The organism is Citrobacter sp. Cpo065 (assembly GCF_030332805.1).
Classification (GTDB): domain Bacteria; phylum Pseudomonadota; class Gammaproteobacteria; order Enterobacterales; family Enterobacteriaceae; genus Citrobacter; species Citrobacter portucalensis.
Genome location: NZ_JAOWHC010000029.1, coordinates 136,261 through 154,480 on the forward strand (window position 1 = coordinate 136,261; position 18,220 = coordinate 154,480).

Annotated in this window: 21 protein-coding genes, 1 other RNA gene and 1 pseudogene; 14 read left to right on the forward strand and 9 right to left on the reverse strand. The window is 52.3% G+C overall.

Annotated elements, in window-relative coordinates; translation table 11 throughout:
* Window positions 1-108: 108 nt before the first annotated feature.
* Window positions 109-927, forward strand: a complete 819-nt coding sequence (gene cof, locus OGY68_RS06675; protein ID WP_048235970.1) for an HMP-PP phosphatase — start codon at window positions 109-111, stop codon at window positions 925-927.
* Between the two features lie 50 nt (window positions 928-977).
* Here cof and OGY68_RS06680 read toward each other — a convergent pair whose 3' ends face one another.
* Window positions 978-2,033: a PLP-dependent cysteine synthase family protein gene (locus OGY68_RS06680; protein WP_239693047.1), complete on the reverse strand. Its 1,056-nt coding sequence runs from the start codon at window positions 2,031-2,033 to the stop codon at window positions 978-980.
* 116 nt (window positions 2,034-2,149) lie between these two features.
* Here OGY68_RS06680 and decR point away from each other — a divergent pair, with 116 nt between their 5' ends.
* The 5 genes from decR (at window position 2,150) to amtB (ending at window position 8,101) form a co-directional block, all read left to right on the forward strand.
* On the forward strand, window positions 2,150-2,608 hold the full coding sequence (decR, locus tag OGY68_RS06685) for a DNA-binding transcriptional regulator DecR (RefSeq protein WP_003831023.1): 459 nt from the start codon (window positions 2,150-2,152) through the stop codon (window positions 2,606-2,608).
* A 44-nt stretch (window positions 2,609-2,652) separates the two neighbouring features.
* Window positions 2,653-4,425, forward strand: coding sequence for a SmdA family multidrug ABC transporter permease/ATP-binding protein (locus tag OGY68_RS06690; protein WP_020996575.1), 1,773 nt, complete (start codon window positions 2,653-2,655; stop codon window positions 4,423-4,425).
* A complete protein-coding gene (locus OGY68_RS06695; protein WP_008783952.1) occupies window positions 4,418-6,196 on the forward strand; it encodes a SmdB family multidrug efflux ABC transporter permease/ATP-binding protein in 1,779 nt (592 codons plus the stop codon). The genes OGY68_RS06690 and OGY68_RS06695 overlap by 8 nt, the downstream gene beginning before the upstream one ends.
* Before the next feature lie 248 nt (window positions 6,197-6,444).
* A complete protein-coding gene (gene glnK / locus OGY68_RS06700; RefSeq protein ID WP_003021657.1) occupies window positions 6,445-6,783 on the forward strand; it encodes a P-II family nitrogen regulator in 339 nt (112 codons plus the stop codon).
* 31 nt (window positions 6,784-6,814) lie between these two features.
* Window positions 6,815-8,101 (forward strand): ammonium transporter AmtB, encoded by a 1,287-nt coding sequence (amtB, locus tag OGY68_RS06705; RefSeq protein WP_008783954.1) that lies wholly within the window; start codon window positions 6,815-6,817, stop codon window positions 8,099-8,101.
* 50 nt (window positions 8,102-8,151) lie between these two features.
* Here amtB and tesB read toward each other — a convergent pair whose 3' ends face one another.
* A complete protein-coding gene (tesB, locus tag OGY68_RS06710; protein WP_003831027.1) occupies window positions 8,152-9,012 on the reverse strand; it encodes an acyl-CoA thioesterase II in 861 nt (286 codons plus the stop codon).
* A gap of 212 nt (window positions 9,013-9,224) precedes the next feature.
* Between tesB and OGY68_RS06715 the strand changes: the two genes are divergently transcribed.
* Window positions 9,225-9,794: a YbaY family lipoprotein gene (locus tag OGY68_RS06715; RefSeq protein WP_003021666.1), complete on the forward strand. Its 570-nt coding sequence runs from the start codon at window positions 9,225-9,227 to the stop codon at window positions 9,792-9,794.
* A gap of 31 nt (window positions 9,795-9,825) precedes the next feature.
* On the opposite strand, the pseudogene OGY68_RS06720 reads toward OGY68_RS06715, so the two are convergent.
* Window positions 9,826-10,215 (reverse strand): annotated as a pseudogene (locus tag OGY68_RS06720) (MGMT family protein).
* A gap of 84 nt (window positions 10,216-10,299) precedes the next feature.
* Here OGY68_RS06720 and ffs point away from each other — a divergent pair.
* The 3 genes from ffs (at window position 10,300) to OGY68_RS06735 (ending at window position 11,061) form a co-directional block, all read left to right on the forward strand.
* Window positions 10,300-10,396, forward strand: an RNA gene (ffs, locus tag OGY68_RS06725) — signal recognition particle sRNA small type.
* Window positions 10,397-10,594: 198 nt separating this feature from the next.
* Entirely contained in the window at window positions 10,595-10,846 is a 252-nt protein-coding gene (locus OGY68_RS06730) for a hypothetical protein (RefSeq protein ID WP_003831029.1), read from the forward strand.
* On the forward strand, window positions 10,843-11,061 hold the full coding sequence (locus tag OGY68_RS06735) for a hypothetical protein (RefSeq protein WP_032942544.1): 219 nt from the start codon (window positions 10,843-10,845) through the stop codon (window positions 11,059-11,061). The genes OGY68_RS06730 and OGY68_RS06735 overlap by 4 nt, the downstream gene beginning before the upstream one ends.
* 64 nt (window positions 11,062-11,125) lie before the next feature.
* On the opposite strand, the gene yczR is transcribed toward OGY68_RS06735, so the two are convergent.
* The gene (yczR, locus tag OGY68_RS06740; protein ID WP_286616906.1) at window positions 11,126-12,547 is read right to left on the reverse strand and encodes a MocR-like transcription factor YczR; all 1,422 of its coding nucleotides are present in this window, start codon (window positions 12,545-12,547) and stop codon (window positions 11,126-11,128) included.
* 87 nt (window positions 12,548-12,634) lie between these two features.
* Between yczR and yczE the strand changes: the two genes are divergently transcribed.
* Together yczE and OGY68_RS06750 are read left to right on the forward strand one after the other, a co-directional pair.
* On the forward strand, window positions 12,635-13,264 hold the full coding sequence (gene yczE / locus OGY68_RS06745; protein ID WP_048214785.1) for a membrane protein YczE: 630 nt from the start codon (window positions 12,635-12,637) through the stop codon (window positions 13,262-13,264).
* Window positions 13,265-13,328: 64 nt separating this feature from the next.
* On the forward strand, window positions 13,329-13,682 hold the full coding sequence (locus tag OGY68_RS06750) for a DUF1428 domain-containing protein (protein WP_008783959.1): 354 nt from the start codon (window positions 13,329-13,331) through the stop codon (window positions 13,680-13,682).
* Window positions 13,683-13,733: 51 nt separating this feature from the next.
* Here OGY68_RS06750 and pdeB read toward each other — a convergent pair whose 3' ends face one another.
* Complete coding sequence (gene pdeB, locus OGY68_RS06755) at window positions 13,734-15,287, reverse strand: cyclic di-3',5'-guanosine monophosphate phosphodiesterase PdeB (RefSeq protein ID WP_275382834.1); 1,554 nt, start codon at window positions 15,285-15,287, stop codon at window positions 13,734-13,736.
* 188 nt (window positions 15,288-15,475) lie between these two features.
* Between pdeB and OGY68_RS06760 the strand changes: the two genes are divergently transcribed.
* Window positions 15,476-15,736, forward strand: coding sequence for a type B 50S ribosomal protein L31 (locus OGY68_RS06760; RefSeq protein WP_008783961.1), 261 nt, complete (start codon window positions 15,476-15,478; stop codon window positions 15,734-15,736).
* A 1-nt stretch (window position 15,737) separates the two neighbouring features.
* Window positions 15,738-15,878 carry a type B 50S ribosomal protein L36 gene (gene ykgO / locus OGY68_RS06765; protein ID WP_005125190.1) on the forward strand — a complete coding sequence of 47 codons (141 nt, stop codon included), beginning with the start codon at window positions 15,738-15,740 and terminating at the stop codon, window positions 15,876-15,878.
* A gap of 78 nt (window positions 15,879-15,956) precedes the next feature.
* Here ykgO and OGY68_RS06770 read toward each other — a convergent pair whose 3' ends face one another.
* The 4 genes from OGY68_RS06770 to tomB form a co-directional block, all read right to left on the reverse strand.
* Complete coding sequence (locus tag OGY68_RS06770; RefSeq protein WP_020996574.1) at window positions 15,957-16,427, reverse strand: YlaC family protein; 471 nt, start codon at window positions 16,425-16,427, stop codon at window positions 15,957-15,959.
* Window positions 16,428-16,543: 116 nt separating this feature from the next.
* Window positions 16,544-17,095 (reverse strand): maltose O-acetyltransferase, encoded by a 552-nt coding sequence (gene maa / locus OGY68_RS06775; protein WP_057067570.1) that lies wholly within the window; start codon window positions 17,093-17,095, stop codon window positions 16,544-16,546.
* 181 nt (window positions 17,096-17,276) lie between these two features.
* Window positions 17,277-17,495: a hemolysin expression-modulating protein Hha gene (gene hha, locus OGY68_RS06780; protein ID WP_002892050.1), complete on the reverse strand. Its 219-nt coding sequence runs from the start codon at window positions 17,493-17,495 to the stop codon at window positions 17,277-17,279.
* A gap of 27 nt (window positions 17,496-17,522) precedes the next feature.
* A complete protein-coding gene (gene tomB, locus OGY68_RS06785) occupies window positions 17,523-17,897 on the reverse strand; it encodes an Hha toxicity modulator TomB (protein ID WP_003021733.1) in 375 nt (124 codons plus the stop codon).
* Between the last annotated feature and the right edge of the window lie 323 nt (window positions 17,898-18,220).

Sequence of the window (18,220 nt, forward strand, 5' to 3'; positions counted from 1 at the left end):
ATGCGTAGAGAAACCCGGAACAATTCATTTTATCTATTCACTATTACTTCCGTATATCTCAGGTGATACTGGATCACAAGTTAACCGCGTCACAGTGTGGAGAAAGAAATGGCTCGTCTGGCTGCATTTGATATGGATGGCACCCTTTTGATGCCGAATCACCATTTAGGTGACGAAACGCTTTCAACGCTGTCGCGCCTGCGCGAACGCGATATTACTCTGACATTTGCTACCGGTCGCCATGTGCTTGAGATGCGTCATATTTTAGGCTCGATCTCACTGGACGCCTTTTTGATCACGGGTAATGGCACGCGCATTCACTCTCTTGAGGGCGATGTGTTACACCGTCAGGATCTGGATCCGAATGTCGCGGATATTGTGTTGCATCAGAAGTGGGACACTACCGCCAGCATGCATGTCTTTAATGACAATGGCTGGTTCACCGGACAAGAGATCCCCTCGCTGCTGCAGGCGCATGTGTATAGCGGATTTCGCTACCAGATCGTCGATGTGAAACGTATTCCGGCGCATCAGGTTACGAAAGTCTGTTTCTGCGGCGATCATGACTCTCTGATCCAATTGCGAATTCAACTGAATGAAGCGCTGGGTGAACAGGCGAATCTCTGTTTTTCCGCGTTTGATTGCCTTGAGGTGCTGCCGCTGGGCTGTAATAAAGGATCGGCATTGGCGGTGTTGAGCGACCATTTAGGTTATTCAATGGCCGAGTGTATGGCGTTTGGCGATGCCATGAACGATCGCGAAATGTTAGGCAGCGTTGGGCGCGGCCTGATTATGGGTAACGCGATGCCGCAACTGATTGCTGAACTGCCTCATTTATCGGTGATTGGGCATTGCCGTAATCAGGCAGTGTCACACTTTTTGACGCATTGGCTGGACAATCCACATCTACCTTATTCCCCCGAATGAGAGATCCCTTCCAGCAAGCCAGACTTCGCGTCTGGCTTTTTTTTATCCCATTAATGGGTGTTCAGTAGTTGGGCAAGCTCCGCTTTCCACGGCGTTAAATCACCGATGTGCGCGTCGACCCACTGTGGGTTGTAGTAGGTTTCCAGATAGCGTTCGCCGCTGTCACACAACAGTGTCACCAGCGAACCGATAACGCCTGCATCGCGCATACGGGCGGCAAGTTGTAGTGTTCCCCACATGTTTGTGCCGGTAGAGGCGCCGACCTTGCGGCCCAACTGCGTTTCCAGCCAGTGTGCGGTGGCCACGCTTGCGGCATCCGGCACGCGCAGCATTTCATCGACCACGTCAGGAATGAAAGACGGTTCGACACGCGGGCGGCCAATGCCTTCAATTTTACTTCCTACCGGACTGCGTAACGTGGCATCGCGATCCTGCCAGAAGGGCAGAAAGACCGAGTTTTCCGGGTCTACCACCATCAGTTGAGTATCGTAGCCCTGACAGCGAATATAGCGGCCAATGGTTGCTGAGGTGCCACCGGTTCCGGCGCTCATCACAATATGGCGGGGAACGGGGTTGGGCTCGCACTGCATCTGACGAAAGATGCTGTCGGCGATATTATTATTGCCGCGCCAGTCGGTGGCGCGCTCAGCGTAAGTGAACTGGTCCATGTAATGACCGTTCAGCTCACGCGCCAGTTGCTCAGAGGCCGCATAGATTTCGCAGGCGCTTTCCACGAAATGACAGCGACCGCCGTAAAATTCAATCTGTTCAACTTTACGTTTTGCCGTACAGGAAGGCATGACGGCAATAAATGGCAACCCTAACAGTCGAGCGAAATAAGCCTCAGAGACCGCCGTTGAACCGGACGATGATTCAATGATGGTGGTGCCTTCTTTGATCCAGCCATTGCACAATCCGTACAGACACAGTGAGCGCGCCAGACGATGCTTCAGACTCCCGGTCGGATGCGTGCTCTCATCTTTTAAATAGAGCTGAATGCCCGGGAACGCCGGTAGCGACAGGCGAATGAGATGCGTATCCGCAGAACGCTGATAATCCGCGTTGATTTCATTGATGGCGTTTTTAACCCAGGAGCTATTCATCATTAATAGATATCCATTTGTCATTTTGTGCCCAGAATAGCGAAAAGCACGGAAAAAATTGTTGCCATTTAGCCTTTAAAATAGAATGTAAGGAGAAAATTCTTCTCTGTGGAGTGGATATGTTAGACAAAATTGACCGCAAGCTACTCGGCTTACTGCAACAGGACTGCACCCTTTCTTTGCAGGCATTAGCAGATGCCGTTAATCTGACTACCACCCCTTGCTGGAAACGTCTCAAACGACTTGAGGATGACGGTATCCTGCTGGGCAGAGTCGCCCTGTTGGATCCAGAAAAACTGGGGCTGGGACTCACCGCGTTTGTGCTGATCAAAACTCAGCATCACAGCAGCGAATGGTATTGCCGCTTTGTCACTGAAGTGACCGGAATGCCCGAGGTTCTGGGGTTCTGGCGTATGGCAGGGGAGTATGACTACCTGATGCGAGTGCAGGTTGCTGATATGAAAAGCTATGATGAATTCTATAAGCGCCTGGTGAACAGCGTACCGGGCCTGTCTGACGTCACCTCCAGCTTTGCCATGGAACAGATTAAATACACAACTGCTCTACCTATTGAATAATTCTCCCGGCGCTTATTGCCGGAAATCTTGTCAGGATATAACGCGTGCGATTATTTGCTCAATTAAGCTGGTACTTCCGCCGGGAGTGGCGTCGCTACCTCGGGGCAGTGGCCTTGCTTATCATCATCGCTATCCTTCAGCTTATTCCGCCGAAAGTGGTCGGGATCATTGTGGATGGCGTGACGACTCAACGCTTCACCACCGAGCGGCTGCTGATGTGGGTGGGGACAATTGCCCTGATTGCCGTGGTGGTTTATTTGCTGCGTTATGTCTGGCGCGTGCTGCTCTTTGGCGCATCCTACCAACTGGCGGTTGAGCTGCGGGAAGATTATTACCGTCAGTTGAGTCGCCAGCATCCAGAATTTTATCTGCGGCACCGTACGGGCGATCTGATGGCGCGTGCCACCAACGATGTCGATCGCGTCGTATTTGCCGCCGGAGAAGGGGTGCTGACGCTGGTAGATTCGCTGGTTATGGGGTGTGCGGTGCTGATCGTGATGTCAACGCAGATAAGTTGGCAACTGACGCTCATTGCGCTGCTGCCGATGCCGGTGATGGCGTTGATGATCAAACGTTACGGCGATCGACTCCATAACCGTTTTAAGCTGGCGCAGGCGGCGTTTTCCAGTCTCAACGATCGTACTCAGGAAAGCCTGACCAGTATTCGTATGATCAAGGCCTTTGGGCTGGAGGATCGGCAGTCGGCATTATTTGCCGCTGATGCTGAAGATACCGGTAAGAAAAACCTGCGTGTGGCGCGCATTGACGCCCGCTTTGATCCTACGATTTATATCGCCATTGGTATGGCTAACCTGCTGGCGATTGCCGGGGGAAGCTGGATGGTGGTTCACGGCTCGCTGACGCTCGGGCAGCTCACCAGCTTTATGATGTATCTCGGTCTGATGATTTGGCCGATGCTGGCGCTGGCCTGGATGTTTAACATCGTCGAACGCGGCAGCGCCGCGTATAGCCGAATTCGCGCCATGCTGGCAGAAGCGCCGGTAGTGGATGACGGTACTGAACCGGTGCCGGAAGGACGCGGGGAGCTGGCGGTGGCGATTCGCGAATTTTGTTACCCGCAAACCACCCACCCGGCGCTGGAAAATGTGAATTTCCAGCTCAAACCTGGACAGATGCTGGGCATCTGTGGTCCGACCGGTGCGGGAAAAAGTACGGTACTGTCGCTGATCCAGCGTCATTTTGATATCACCCAGGGCGATGTGCGCTTTCATGATATCCCATTAACGCGCTTACAGCTGGATAGCTGGCGCAGCCGACTGGCGGTTGTCAGCCAGACGCCATTCCTGTTTTCCGATACCGTCGGTAATAACATCGCCTTAGGACGCCCGCAGGCCACGCAGGAAGAGATCGAGCATGTGGCGCGCCTTGCCAGCGTTCATGAGGATATTTTACGTCTTCCTCAGGGCTACGACACCGAAGTGGGCGAACGCGGGGTGATGCTGTCTGGCGGGCAAAAACAGCGTATTTCTATCGCTCGAGCGTTACTGCTGAACGCTGAAATTCTGATTCTGGATGATGCGCTGTCGGCGGTGGATGGTCGTACCGAACATCAGATCCTACATAACCTGCGCCAGTGGGGCGAAGGCAGAACCGTGATTATCAGCGCACACCGTTTATCGGCTTTGACGGAAGCCAGCGAGATTATCGTGATGCAGCATGGGCATATTGCTCAGCGCGGTGAGCATGAATCTTTAGTGCAACAGCCCGGTTGGTATCGCGACATGTACCGCTATCAGCAACTTGAAGCGGCGCTGTCTGATGCACCAGAGATAAACGAGGAGGCGGCTAATGCGTAGTTTCGGGCAATTATGGCCAACTCTGAAAAGACTGCTGGCGTATGGTTCCCCATGGCGAAAACAGCTGGCGATTGCGGTAGTCATGCTATGGGTGGCTGCGGCGGCGGAAGTCAGCGGTCCGCTGCTGATTAGCTATTTTATCGATAACATGGTGGCGAAGAACAATCTGCCATTGGCGATGGTTGCCGGGCTGGTTGCGGCCTATGTCGGTCTGCAACTGCTGGCGGCAGGTCTGCATTACGCTCAGTCATTGCTGTTTAACCAGGCGGCGGTTGGCGTAGTACAACAGTTACGCACCGACGTAATGGACGCTGCGCTGCGCCAGCCGCTCAGTGCTTTTGATACTCAGCCCGTCGGGCAGCTTATCTCCCGCGTGACCAATGACACTGAAGTTATTCGCGACCTGTACGTGACGGTGGTCGCAACGGTCCTGCGCAGCGCGGCCTTAATCGGCGCGATGTTAGTGGCAATGTTCAGCCTGGAATGGCGCATGGCGCTGGTGGCAATGGCCATTTTCCCAGCCGTGCTGGTGGTGATGGTGATTTACCAACGCTACAGCACCCCGATTGTGCGTCGGGTGCGCGCTTATCTGGCGGATATTAACGATGGCTTTAACGAAGTCATCAACGGCATGAGCGTTATCCAGCAGTTCCGCCAGCAGGCAAGGTTTGGCGAGAGAATGGGCGAGGCCAGCCGCTCGCACTATATGGCGCGTATGCAAACCCTGCGACTGGATGGTTTTTTGCTGCGTCCGCTGCTGAGCCTGTTCTCGGCGCTGATCCTCTGCGGTTTGCTGATGCTGTTCAGTTTTACCTCTGGCACCTCCATCGAGGTTGGCGTGCTGTACGCGTTCATCAGCTACCTCGGCCGTTTGAACGAACCGCTGATCGAGCTGACCACCCAGCAATCAATGCTGCAGCAGGCGGTTGTCGCTGGTGAGCGAGTGTTCGAACTGATGGACGGGCCTCGTCAGCGCTATGGTGAAGACGATCGCCCGCTCAAAAGCGGAGACATTGAGGTGGATAACGTTTCGTTTGCCTATCGCGACGACAACCTGGTGCTGCAAAACATCAGTCTGTCCGTACCTTCGCGCAGCTTTGTGGCTTTGGTCGGACACACAGGCAGCGGCAAAAGCACGCTGGCCAGCCTGCTGATGGGATATTACCCGCTGACGCAGGGGGAAATCCGCCTTGACGGACGTCCGTTGTCTTCTCTGAGCCACGGTGCGTTACGTCAGGGCATCGCGATGGTGCAGCAGGATCCGGTGGTGATGGCGGATACCTTCCTGGCAAACGTCACGCTGGGTCGCGATATCTCAGAAGAGCGGGTCTGGCAGGCGCTGGAGACCGTGCAACTGGCAGAACTGGCTCGGGGTTTGAGCGAGGGGATTCATACCCGGCTGGGCGAGCAGGGCAATAATCTCTCCGTTGGGCAGAAACAGCTGCTGGCGCTGGCGCGGGTATTGGTTGAAACGCCGCAGGTGCTGATTCTCGATGAAGCCACGGCCAGTATTGATTCCGGTACTGAACAGGCCATTCAGCACGCGCTGGCGGCGGTCCGTGAACACACTACGCTGGTGGTGATTGCGCATCGGTTATCGACGATTGTCGATGCGGATACCATTCTGGTGCTGCATCGCGGTCAGGCGGTTGAGCGTGGTACGCACCAGCAATTACTGGCGGCGCAAGGCCGTTACTGGCAGATGTATCAGCTGCAACTGGCGGGGGAAGAGTTAGCCGCCAGCACACAAGAGGATTCTGTTATCGCCTGACGGCGCAGTGCTTATCCGGCCACGCGGTATCGTAGGCCGGGTAAGGCGTTTACGCCGCCATCCGGCAATCAACAATCTGGTGCAAAAATGTAACGCACTATGCACCGTTATAGTGCGTTTTTTCTTTTTCTCTCCCGATAGTACCCGGCGAACCTGAATCATTCCGCGTTTTTCATTCCTGGCACACCCCTTGCAATATTCCTCTCGTGTATCTGCAGCCACTACTGAATTCTGACTGGAGGGGATCTATGAAGCTGGTTACCGTGGTAATCAAACCGTTCAAACTGGAAGACGTCCGTGAAGCACTGTCGTCTATTGGTATTCAGGGGCTGACCGTCACCGAAGTGAAGGGGTTTGGCCGACAGAAAGGTCATGCTGAGCTGTACCGTGGGGCTGAATATAGCGTCAATTTTCTGCCAAAGGTGAAGATTGATGTGGCGATTGCCGACGACCAACTGGATGGCGTGATTGATGTCATCAGTAAGGCGGCATACACCGGAAAAATTGGCGACGGCAAAATCTTCGTCGCCGAGCTGCAACGTGTGATTCGTATTCGTACCGGCGAAGCCGACGAAGCCGCACTGTAACTTCTGGCACACAGTGATAGGAAACCAAAAAATGAAGATAGCAACGATGAAAACGGGTATTGCTTCACTGGCGCTACTGCCGGGACTGGCGATGGCGGCACCGGCGGTTGCGGATAAAGCAGATAACGCTTTTATGATGATCTGTACCGCGCTGGTGCTGTTTATGACTATCCCTGGCATTGCGTTGTTCTACGGCGGTTTGATTCGCGGTAAGAACGTGCTGTCGATGCTGACTCAGGTGACGGTGACATTCGCTCTGGTTTGTATTCTATGGGTGGTTTATGGCTACTCACTGGCCTTTGGCGAAGGGAATAATTTCTTCGGCAACTTCAACTGGGTATTGCTGAAGAACATCGCGCTGACGGCGGTCACGGGGAGCTTCTACCAGTACATTCACGTTGCTTTTCAGGGGTCTTTTGCCTGCATCACCGTTGGGCTGATTGTTGGGGCGCTGGCTGAGCGTATTCGTTTCTCTGCGGTGCTGATTTTTGTGGTGGTGTGGTTAACGCTGTCGTACATCCCCATTGCACATATGGTCTGGGGCGGTGGATTGCTGGCTTCTCACGGCGCACTGGATTTTGCGGGCGGGACGGTCGTGCACATCAACGCAGCGATTGCCGGTCTGGTTGGCGCGTATCTGATTGGCAAACGCGTCGGTTTTGGCAAAGAAGCCTTTAAACCGCATAACCTGCCGATGGTCTTCACCGGTACCGCTATTCTCTACATTGGTTGGTTTGGCTTTAACGCCGGTTCAGCGGGAACGGCGAATGAAATTGCTGCACTGGCCTTCGTCAATACCGTGGTCGCCACCGCTGCCGCCATCCTCGGATGGATCTTCGGTGAATGGGCGCTGCGTGGTAAACCGTCTCTGCTGGGCGCCTGTTCCGGTGCTATTGCAGGTCTGGTGGGCGTAACACCTGCATGTGGCTACATCGGTGTCGGCGGGGCGCTGATTATCGGTGTGGTTGCGGGGTTGGCTGGTCTGTGGGGCGTAACCATGCTGAAGCGTTTTCTGCGCGTGGACGATCCGTGTGACGTGTTTGGCGTGCACGGCGTGTGCGGTATTGTTGGCTGCATCCTGACCGGGGTTTTCGCTGCCAGCTCTCTGGGCGGCGTGGGATTTGCTGAGGGCGTTACCATGGGGCATCAGCTGCTGGTGCAACTGGAAAGCGTGGCGATCACCATCGTCTGGTCCGGCGTGGTGGCCTTCATTGGCTATAAGCTGGCGGATATGACGGTGGGTCTGCGCGTACCGGAAGAGCAGGAACGCGAAGGTCTGGATGTGAACAGTCACGGCGAGAACGCTTACAACGCTTGATGTTTCAATCTGCCGGATGGCAACGCTTTTGCGCCACCATCCGGTAATTCTCAATTGCGATTACGCATTACCCCTTCCTGCACGGTAGAGGCGACCAGCACGCCGTCCTGCGTATAAAACTCCCCGCGTACAAAACCTCTGGCACCGGAGGCAGAAGTACTCTCGACGTTATACAACAACCACTCATTAATATTGAACGGACGGTGGAACCACATTGAATGGTCAATGGTGGCGATCTGAATCCCTTTTTCCAGAAAACCAATCCCGTACGGCTGCAGCGCTACAGGCAGGAAGTTCAGGTCTGAGGCATAACCCAGCAGATATTGATGGACGCGCAGATCGTCCTGCAGCTCGCCGTTTGCACGGATCCATACCTGGCGCGCCGGAGGTGCGACGTGACCTTTTAAGGGGTTATGAAATTCAACCGGGCGCACTTCCAACGGACGATCGTTGATAAATTTTTCTTTCAACAGCGGCGGCAGTAAATGCGCCACTGAGCGGGCAATTTCTGTTTCTGATTTCAGCTCATCGGGACCCGGCGCATCCGGCATGGTTTTCTGATGTTCAAATCCGTCTTCCGGTGCCTGGAAAGAGGCGGTCATGTAAAAAATGGGTTTACCATTCTGAATTGCGGCAACGCGGCGCGCGCTGAAGCTGTTACCATCACGCAAGACTTCAACATCATAGATGATGGGCTTTTGGCTATCGCCGGGGCGTAAAAAGTAGCTGTGGAAGGAGTGCACCAGACGCTCTTCCGGTACGGTTTCTTTGGCGGCATACAGCGCCTGACCGACAACTTGTCCCCCAAAAACCTGACGTAACCCTAAGTCTTCACTTTGGCCCCGAAAGAGTCCTTCTTCAATTTTTTCCAGATTTAACAATGTCAGCAAATTTTTCAGCGCCAGACTCATACGTGCTCTCCAGGTTATATCGATCTCGCAGCGAGGTAGGCAGAGTATAACGCAATTTTGAAAGTGGTCCGATGGGTGCAATTGTCTGAATTAAAGGCCTATTACAGGCAAAAACAGCTGTCTTGTGCCACACTTAGTCACGTTATGTTTTTGTTAACCACTCTTCTGGCGAGGAAAGTTCTCGCTGGTGCATAGATGATAAGGAGAATTTAATGAAACTCGTGCACATGGTAAGTGGTTTAGCGGTTGCGGTCGCTCTGGCAGCCTGTGCTGATAAAAGTGCGGATATTCAGACACCTGCGCCAAGCCCTAATACGTCAATTGCTGACACACAGTCTAAAATTCAGCAGCCCAATGTTTCCGGTACAGTATGGATCCGCCAGAAAGTGGCCTTGCCACCCGATGCGGTGCTGACCGTCACGCTGTCAGATGCGTCGCTGGCCGATGCACCGTCAAAAGTGCTGTCGCAAAAAGCGGTCCGTACTGAAGGTAAGCAGGCGCCATTCAGCTTTGTATTACCATTTAACCCGGCAGATATTCAGCCTAACGCCCGTATTCTGCTGAGTGCGGCAATTACGGTTAATGACAAACTGGTCTTTATTACTGATACCGTTCAGACGGTCATTAATCAGGGTGGTACGAAAGCTGACCTGACGCTGGTCCCTGTACAGCAAACAGCAGTACCGGTTCAGGCAAGCGGTGGGGCAGCCACCACGGTGCCGTCAACGTCACCAACCCAGGTAAATCCCTCTTCTGCCGTTCCTGCTCCCACGCAGTACTAAGGCAGTCGTAACCCTCTCCGTCTGGAGAGGGTTAGTACACCCAGCGATAGCGCTGTAAATCTATCTGCCCGCTTCCTGAAACCACTATTCCTTCTGCCAGCAACGCCTGACGCTGCCGTTGTAAGTCGGGGCCGGTCAGCGAAATGGCACCATGACGATTAACCACCCGATGCCAGGGCAAAGTGCTGCCTTCGGGGAGACGCTTAAGCACGCCGCCGACCTGGCGCGCAGCGCGCGGCGAACCGGCAAGCCTGGCAACATCGCCATACGTGGTGACGAAACCTTCGGGGATTGACGCGACGATTTGCCAGACGCGTTGGGGGAAAGTGTCTTGTATATCCATTATTTATTCCTGCGCTAATCCTCCAGCATAATGCCGAATGGCGAGGGAGTGAAGCCGCATTGCACAAGAAAACAGCATCCGATGCTGGATGGGTTGCAATTACAGGGTGCAGCAGTGATAATGCGCCTGCGCGTTGGTTAACAACGCTCTCAATGGGGGCTCTGTTGGTTCTCCCGCAACACTACTCTGTTTACCAGGTCAGGTCCGGAAGGAAGCAGCCAAGGCAGATGACGTGTGTGCCGGGATGTAGCTGGCAGGGCCCCCACCCAATTCTGCCGTCCGGCAATTTCCCTTCTGCTTATCTTCTTTTCTTTGTCATCGTAATGTCATTTTATTGTCATCAAATGCTGTCAATGTGTTTCGGGGATGTTATTTGATGCTTTTGCCACCGCCATCGCGCTGTAACGACAGGGTCTTACATTCGGTGTGTTTTGGCTGACCACAAGGATTTTCTACGATGTCGACCGCTGTATTGAATGTCAAAATTGATGAGGCGCTAAAAGAAAAGCTTCGCCATTACGCTGAAGTGCATAATGAAAATTTAAGTGTTGCGACGGAAAAACTGCTGCTGATTGCGTTTACCGCCGTTGAAGAGGCGGGAGTCTCCGCTGAGGATATCGATAGCCAGCATACGGAAGAGTCCGTAGTTGAAGCACTGACTCCTAAAGAAATCAAAGCATTGCGCAGACTACTGAAGAAGAAAAAATGAAACAACAACCGCTCTCAACTGCCAGTAATTACGGAGAAGCTTGTGAAATGCTGCGCTCCGGTTATGTGAAACATGTCCGCCTGAGCTGGAATGTCGGCAGCGACGAGTTCTTCCGTATTGCCTCAGACTGGTGTGATGCCGGGGCAAAAATTAAGAAAGACGGTGAAAATTTCGTGATTTCACTGAAGGGTTTTCCGGTTCCCCCTCAGCGGTAATATCACCGGGACTCTCTCATCCATCCCGGCTTATAAGGGCGAGTCCTTTGACTCGTCGCTTAGATTATTTTGCGTACTTCCCGCTGCTGGCCTGCAAACGCAGGTTATCCCAAATGGGTTGTAACACCCTGAAGGCGGCACGCGCTGTGTCATCCGGCAACGTGAAAGGCATACGCAAAAAACGATCGAATGCGCCATCAAGCCCAAACCGCGTACCGGTTCCTAATTGAATGCCTACGCTTTCGGCGCGCGTAGCGAATAGCGTTGCCAGCGTATCGGGCAGTTCAACCCAAAAAGAGAGTCCTCCCTGTGGCTGGGTAAACTGCCACTCCGGGAAATGTGCGTTCATCAGGCTTGAGCACAGATCGCGCTGCGATGTGAGTAGCCGTCTTCTGTCAGGAAGAAAGTCGGCGGCGTTATCCAGCAGCCAGCTGGTGGCGAGTTGTTCAAGCACGGGGGAGCCTAAATCGAAGGTGTCGCGGGTTTGTACCAGCGCCGCAATGGTTCGCGCCGACGCCCGGATCCAGCCCAGACGTAATCCCCCCCAAAAGCTTTTCCCGGCCGAACCCAATAGAATGATCGGCGCGTCGCGATTGAATGCGGCAAGCGGCGGCGGCGGCGGGGCGTCATACCACAGGTTCACCATCGTCTCATCGACCACCAGGGTTGTGCGGGTTCGTTCGGCAATATCCGCCACGACCTGGCGAGTTGCAGCGTCCATGCAACGCCCGGTCGGATTGTGAAAGTCCGGCATCAGGTAGGCCATTCTCGGTGCGGTTTGCGCGATGGTGGCGACCAGACCCGCGGTATCCCAACCGTGCTCGGGTAGCGACACGCCGACGGGGCGACAGGATGCGCCTTGAATCGCGGCAATCGCCAGCGGATAAGTGGGGTGATCGACCACTACGCGATCGCCGGGGCCGGTGAGCAAACGCAGGATCAGCGCCAGGCCGCTGACTGCACCATTCACGACCATGATTTCATCGGGCTGCGTCGGGAGCCCGCGATCGCAATAATGCTGAGCGATGGACTCACGCAATACCGACAGCCCCTGCGGCAAATACCCGGAGCTCAGCAAATGCTGTGGCATAGCAAACAGCGCCTGCTGGTAAGCCTGATGAATTTCGGGACCGGCACTTAGCGCCGCCGTGGACAAATCAAGCGCTGTGCCGGTGCTGGTCCGGGTTGGCACATGGCGAATATGTTCCGGCAGGATCACCCGTGAGCCGCTACCATGACGGCTTTCCAGATATCCCTCTTCACGCAGTTGCGCCATAGCGCTGGCGACGGTAGTTCGACTTACTTGCAGGACGACGGCGAGCTCGCGTTCACCCGGTAAGCGGCTATCCAGCGCCAGTCGACCATCGAGAATAAGCAGACGTAACGCTTCTGCCAGCTGTCGCCAGATGGGCGTTCGCGAGGGGCTTTCCTGCCAGTGTCCGAGCAGGCGCTGCAAAGACTGACTTCCGTAACGGCGAGATGACATAACAGTCCACTTTTTGAAAACTGGACATTAATCATAGTGCCAATTGCGGTGAAGATGAAAGTTATCCGAGAGTGAGAGGGGAAAAGCATGCTGCGTCGTTTACTTCAGCTATTTATCGGGCTGACGCTGTACGGTGTATCGACGGCGATGTTTGTCCGTGCCGATTTAGGGGCCGATCCGTGGAACGTGTTTCACCTGGGTGTAGCCAATTTATTGTCAATGAATATCGGCGTGGTGATTATTGCCGTGGGCGTGTTGGTGCTGCTGGCGTGGATACCGCTGCGCCAGCGACCAGGCTTTGGCACGCTGAGCAACGTGATTATGATCGGGCTGGCGGCAGATGCCGCGCTGCTGGTGATTCCTGGATTTGAATCCCTGCTGGCGCGCAGTGGGCTGCTGGTTTCAGCGGTAATATTGAATGCGTTAGCAACCAGCCTGTACATTGGCGCAGGTTTTGGCGCCGGTCCGCGTGATGGTCTGATGACCGGTATCCACGCGCGTACCGGCTGGCCAGTACGACGAATTCGAACCGCAATCGAAGTGTCGGTGCTGCTTATCGGTTGGCTGCTGGGGGGAACCGTGGGGGTTGGTACGGTGCTGTATGCCTTGGCTATCGGACCGTTGATTCAGCTTTGCCTGCCGTGGTTTCGGCATCAGCCGCAGTCACGTACGCGTATCAGGAATGCACCTGGGGCGCGATCGCCTACTGGCGACTAAACTTAACCTCGACTGACGCGGCCGGAATCGGCTTGCCGCGCAGTACACTTCGGAGGTTTTTCTCATGAAGTATGTTGATGGCTTTGTGGTTGCCGTACCCGCTGAAAACAAGGAGGCGTACATTGCGATGGCGGCAAAAGCAGCTCCGCTTTTCAAGGAGTTCGGTGCATTGCGCGTAGTGGAGTGCTGGGCAGATGATGTCCCCGACGGCAAACTGACCGATTTTCGCATGGCTGTGAAAGCACAGGAGCATGAAGAAGTGGTATTCAGCTGGATTGAATACCCTTCCAAAGAGGTCCGCGATGCGGCGAATCAGAAGATGATGTCCGATCCCCGTATGAAGGAGTTCGGTGAATCTATGCCATTTGATGGCAAGCGAATGATCTACGGTGGATTTGCGCCCATTATGGAAGAGTGATGTGACTGGCTGTGCGGCGTGCCGCCAGCCATCTCAACATCAACAGCAATGTTAAAGCCGTTTTTCTGCCCACAGAATAAATTCCGCCTTCGGCAGCGCTTTGCTGTAAAGCCAGCCCTGACCGTACTGCACGCCATGCTGGCGTAGCCAGGCTTCCTGATTCTCGGTTTCGATACCTTCCGCCACCATCTCCAGCTTCAACGTTTTCGCTATCTCGATAATATGTGGCGTCACGTTGTTGTACTCCAGTGCATCAACGAACGATTTGTCTATCTTCAGGATGTCGACATCCAGATCCTGTAAATAGCTCAGGCTGGAATAGCCGGTGCCAAAATCATCGATATAGATCGAGTGGCCTGCCTGACGGTATTTAGCAATAAACGGCGCGCTGTTTTTCGGGTCGGCAAACTCGCGTTCGGTTAGTTCCAGCGCGATTTGCGTAGGCTTAAGTTGCCAGTGGTTCACTTTCTGACTTAACAGAGCAGGAAGCGTTTCGGAGGCGAGATCGGCTGACTCAAGATTGATGGATATATGCTGCTCCGGATGCTGACGCAGCCATTTACCTAAATCTTCAAATACGCTTTCAATAATCAATCGTGTGAGAGGCTCTGTCAGCCCGGTCTCTTGCGCCAGCGCGACGAAAATTTCTGGCGACAGATAGCTTCCGTCAGCCTGTTGCCAGCGAGCCAGTGCTTCAGCCCCGACGACTTTTCCCGTTTTGAGCGAGATAATCGGTTGGTAGTAGACCTTGATATCCCGATGCTGGATAGCGTCCTGTAATTGGTGATGGGGCGACTGTAAGCGGCGCAAAATGCGCAAAACAAAGGCGGCGGTGAGCAATCCGATAAGAATGCCTGCCGGAAGCCAGATCAGCGCCTGTCGGTGCCAGGTTTTTTGTAACGGCAGGGTAGATGCCCAGGTTACGATCGTGATACCCAGTTCCGGGAAAGGGCGAGCGTTAAAAATATTGCCATCCTTCTGAAAATGGGTAATCGAGCTCTCTTGTTTTACATGCTGTAAAACGTCCGATGGCAGGTTGGCGCTACTGGCAACGACCATGTTGCGCACGGTTCCAATGATAGTGACTTCAATCGGCCATGAGCCAAACGGGATGACGTCAATGAAAGAACCCGGATCGACCATCACAACATAATTTTCACTCCCTAATGCCGCCATAAAACGCTTGATACCTAAATCGTTTTGCGTAGTAAGCCATGCGCGATATCCATCAGGCGTGACTTTCATCGCTGATGGAAACGCGGCGGCCTTACTTCTTTTTTCTAGGGATGAACATTGTGGAACGTTATCTTTGAGGTACAGCACTTCCTGAATATAGCGATAGCTATAGGACAAACGACGCATTTCCAGCAAATGCTCGTCACTGCAAGGCACTCCCTGAAAAGCTTCAATATTGCGTAATGCTTTTTTCGCCTGCTCGCCTACGCGTTCCGTACGTAATGCGACTCGAGTTGAGAACATATCGAGTTCATCGATAAATTTCGTTTCGACCTGACGATGTGCCAGCCACAGGCTTAAACCTACAGGCGCGAGGATGGAAAGGAACAGTACCCCAGTCACCAGGCTTATCAAATGTCGTGTTGTCACAGTGATATCCTTATTTACACAGCGTAGGGAAAGTATATCCGAAACCCCAAAAAGCTATTCGATTGGCATCATATATTTACGGCCATTTATCATCCCGTTTGACTCCCTGTAGCGTAAATCAGGTTGTGGTTTGTGCAAGAGTGGTGTATTTTTATGGTTATGTTATAACGTATCAAATTGAGGTTGCCATGAAACCGGATATTCATCCTTTTTACCGTACCGTAGTGTTTCACGATACCAGTGCCAATGAATTCTTTAAGGTCGGTTCGACCATCAAGACTGAGCGTGAAATTGAGTTTGAGGGGAAAATGTACCCGTACGTGACCCTCGATATCTCTTCTAAATCACATCCGTACTATACCGGGAAACAAAAAACCTTTGATAATGAAGGTAGTGCAGCACGTTTCCAAAAACGTTTTGGTCATTTTATTGGCGTTAAGCGGGGTTAAAATGCAGGTACTCAATTCACTTCGCAGCGCAAAACAGCGCCATCCTGACTGCCAGATAGTAAAACGCAAAGGGCGTTTGTACGTTATCTGCAAAACGAATCCGCGCTTTAAAGCAGTACAGGGGCGTAAAAAAAGACGTTAGTTTCTTTGCCAGCATTTCAGGGATTAAAGTGCGTTACCTTCGCAGGAACGCACTTTTTTTATCTGTGCTGAGATGCCGTTACTGGCTGGTCTGGGCGCGGGTAAGCGTAAAGACATCGTAAAACGAGAGTTCGCCTTTGCGCGATATCATCTTTTGCAGCTGTGCTTTATGTTCGCTATCCACGGACGGTGAGTGCAGGATAGTATCGATGAGAGAGGAGGGGACAAAGCGAGTGTTGTACCATTCTCCGTTATAGCAAACTCTAAAATCCAGAACGTCGATATCTTCAAAGCGGTATCGTGGCGCAACGTCGAAAAAGAAAAAGCCGTTGAGTACAACGAACAGTACCACCAGCAGCCATACCGAATCGACTAACGTTTCTGACTGTAGCATCACCGCCAGCGTGGCAAACCACGCAACATACATGCCGATAAACAGCCCAGGGTGTTTGCGAATAAAGCTGATGCTAAAGCGCGGTTTGTTGTCGCGCTTCTCGCGAATATTTAAGTCGTCGATTGTTTCAGTAAGCAGGCGCTGTATTTCTGTCATCTCTTGCCTTCGTGATATCTGCAAAATTCAGGAGGGATCGCCCTATTTTAAAAGGGGATACCCTTTGAAGAAAGTAACAGATTAACCGCAATTTAGCATAACAGTTACATTTAAGATCACAGCGTTTTGATGATCCTTGCGGGATTGCCCCCAACCACGGTGTTTGCCGGAACGCTTTTAGTGACCACTGCGCCTGATGCCACAACCACGTTATCGCCCAGCGTGACGCCGGGATTGATCACTGCACGGCCACCTATCCAGACATTATTGCCGATAGTCACGGGCTTTCCGAACTCCAGGCCACTGTTGCGCTCGGTAGCATCCAGCGGATGGGTCGCGGTATAGATATGAACGCCTGGTGCCAGCATGCAGTTGTCGCCAATATGAATTGGACAGACATCGAGCATAATGCAGTCGAAGTTGGCGTAAAAGTCTTTACCAAGATAGATGTTATAACCGTAATCACAACGGAAAGAGGGTTCAATATAGGCTCCCTCACTCTGACCTAACAGATCGTGCAGGATTGCCTGACGCTCATTTTTTTCATCGGGAGCGGTGAGATTGTAGCGATGGATCAACTGACGAGCGCTTAGTCGGTCACTGCGCAGCGTTTCATCTGCCGGGCGATAGTATTCGCCGGCGATCATTTTTTGCTTTTCATTACGCATTACGAATTCCCTGTGTACTGAAGGTTATTTCAGCACAGTAAAACGTAATGCAAACAAGGGGAACGTTCCCGCTTCTTTGCTGTGATCATAGTCACGCGATTTGAATTAAATAACCATTGTAAATACGAAAATGGTCAGCCAGACAACGGTACCGCTATACCTGACTTAACCTTGAGTGCAATTAGCGAATGAATTTCCAAACAGAAGTTGGAATCTTGTCGTAAAGCTTATTCATGGTCAATTCAGCAAGGCGATGATCCGCTGCTGAGTAAAATACAGCCAGTTCGTTGTCGGACAATTCATATTTATTTTTTTCAATAACGCGCTCTAGCGTATCAATTGTCTGGCAACGTCGCAGGCGCATCAAATAATCTGTTTTAGTTAATGGTTTATCGGACATAACTCTTACCTATGATTGTAATAATTTTTAACAAGACAAACTAACAGGATTAGCCCTGGTGGCATTGACAAAACAGCGAAACAGTCGATTACCTGACTTCCGCCATTTCTGCAGATCCTGCGTATTAATACCATAACTGCTGAACAACATAAAAGTGTCATCCAGGTATTCATCTATCTGCGCGATCAGCTTATTGTCCTCATTGTACTTAATTTTATAATTAAGTGCGAAGGTTGCAATATGCTCTATCAGTTCATTGAGCTGCAAGCTGGTTGCAGAGGTAGGGTCATTAACCCAGCCATGGTTACTTTGTTCAAGGTTTGCAAGACAGTCATGATACAGAGTTTCGCAGAGAAATTTAAGCTGCGCGATATCATGTCTTTTGGGTGAGTATTCATCCATAACGCATCCCCTTCTTAGTGGCTTAAACTAACCGAACACCTTTCGGGATGGATACAACAACTACCTGGAACTTGCCCGCGACTCCTGATGATTTAACTATAATCTACTCTAAAAAAGATTTCATCGTCATATCACGAAAAATTACAATTATGTAAAATTATGATGCTACGTCATTTTTACATTTTAACAGATAAATGCCGCTATTCGAAATGGGACAATTTTTTTATTCTTCGGGCAATCATCGGGTTATCTTGTTTAGGTTTAGCAACGAAAGGCAACAACCGACAATGTGAACCAGTGGATAGGATTAATCTTAATATTTA

Excerpts from the sequence above, each read along its gene's own strand:
- OGY68_RS06715 (WP_003021666.1), top strand. The coding sequence starts at position 9,225 with ATGAAACTCGTGCACATGGTAAGTGGTTTAGCGGTTGCGGTCGCTCTG.
- maa (WP_057067570.1), bottom strand. The coding sequence starts at position 17,095 with ATGCGTAATGAAAAGCAAAAAATGATCGCCGGCGAATACTATCGCCCG.
- OGY68_RS06695 (WP_008783952.1), top strand. The coding sequence starts at position 4,418 with ATGCGTAGTTTCGGGCAATTATGGCCAACTCTGAAAAGACTGCTGGCG.
- cof (WP_048235970.1), top strand. The coding sequence starts at position 109 with ATGGCTCGTCTGGCTGCATTTGATATGGATGGCACCCTTTTGATGCCG.
- glnK (WP_003021657.1), top strand. The coding sequence starts at position 6,445 with ATGAAGCTGGTTACCGTGGTAATCAAACCGTTCAAACTGGAAGACGTC.
- ykgO (WP_005125190.1), top strand. The coding sequence starts at position 15,738 with ATGCAGGTACTCAATTCACTTCGCAGCGCAAAACAGCGCCATCCTGAC.
- yczR (WP_286616906.1), bottom strand. The coding sequence starts at position 12,547 with ATGTCATCTCGCCGTTACGGAAGTCAGTCTTTGCAGCGCCTGCTCGGA.
- tesB (WP_003831027.1), bottom strand. The coding sequence starts at position 9,012 with ATGAGTCTGGCGCTGAAAAATTTGCTGACATTGTTAAATCTGGAAAAA.
- OGY68_RS06735 (WP_032942544.1), top strand. The coding sequence starts at position 10,843 with ATGAAACAACAACCGCTCTCAACTGCCAGTAATTACGGAGAAGCTTGT.
- OGY68_RS06760 (WP_008783961.1), top strand. The coding sequence starts at position 15,476 with ATGAAACCGGATATTCATCCTTTTTACCGTACCGTAGTGTTTCACGAT.
- OGY68_RS06750 (WP_008783959.1), top strand. The coding sequence starts at position 13,329 with ATGAAGTATGTTGATGGCTTTGTGGTTGCCGTACCCGCTGAAAACAAG.
- OGY68_RS06680 (WP_239693047.1), bottom strand. The coding sequence starts at position 2,033 with ATGATGAATAGCTCCTGGGTTAAAAACGCCATCAATGAAATCAACGCG.
- yczE (WP_048214785.1), top strand. The coding sequence starts at position 12,635 with ATGCTGCGTCGTTTACTTCAGCTATTTATCGGGCTGACGCTGTACGGT.
- amtB (WP_008783954.1), top strand. The coding sequence starts at position 6,815 with ATGAAGATAGCAACGATGAAAACGGGTATTGCTTCACTGGCGCTACTG.
- OGY68_RS06770 (WP_020996574.1), bottom strand. The coding sequence starts at position 16,427 with ATGACAGAAATACAGCGCCTGCTTACTGAAACAATCGACGACTTAAAT.
- hha (WP_002892050.1), bottom strand. The coding sequence starts at position 17,495 with ATGTCCGATAAACCATTAACTAAAACAGATTATTTGATGCGCCTGCGA.
- decR (WP_003831023.1), top strand. The coding sequence starts at position 2,150 with ATGTTAGACAAAATTGACCGCAAGCTACTCGGCTTACTGCAACAGGAC.
- tomB (WP_003021733.1), bottom strand. The coding sequence starts at position 17,897 with ATGGATGAATACTCACCCAAAAGACATGATATCGCGCAGCTTAAATTT.
- OGY68_RS06730 (WP_003831029.1), top strand. The coding sequence starts at position 10,595 with ATGTCGACCGCTGTATTGAATGTCAAAATTGATGAGGCGCTAAAAGAA.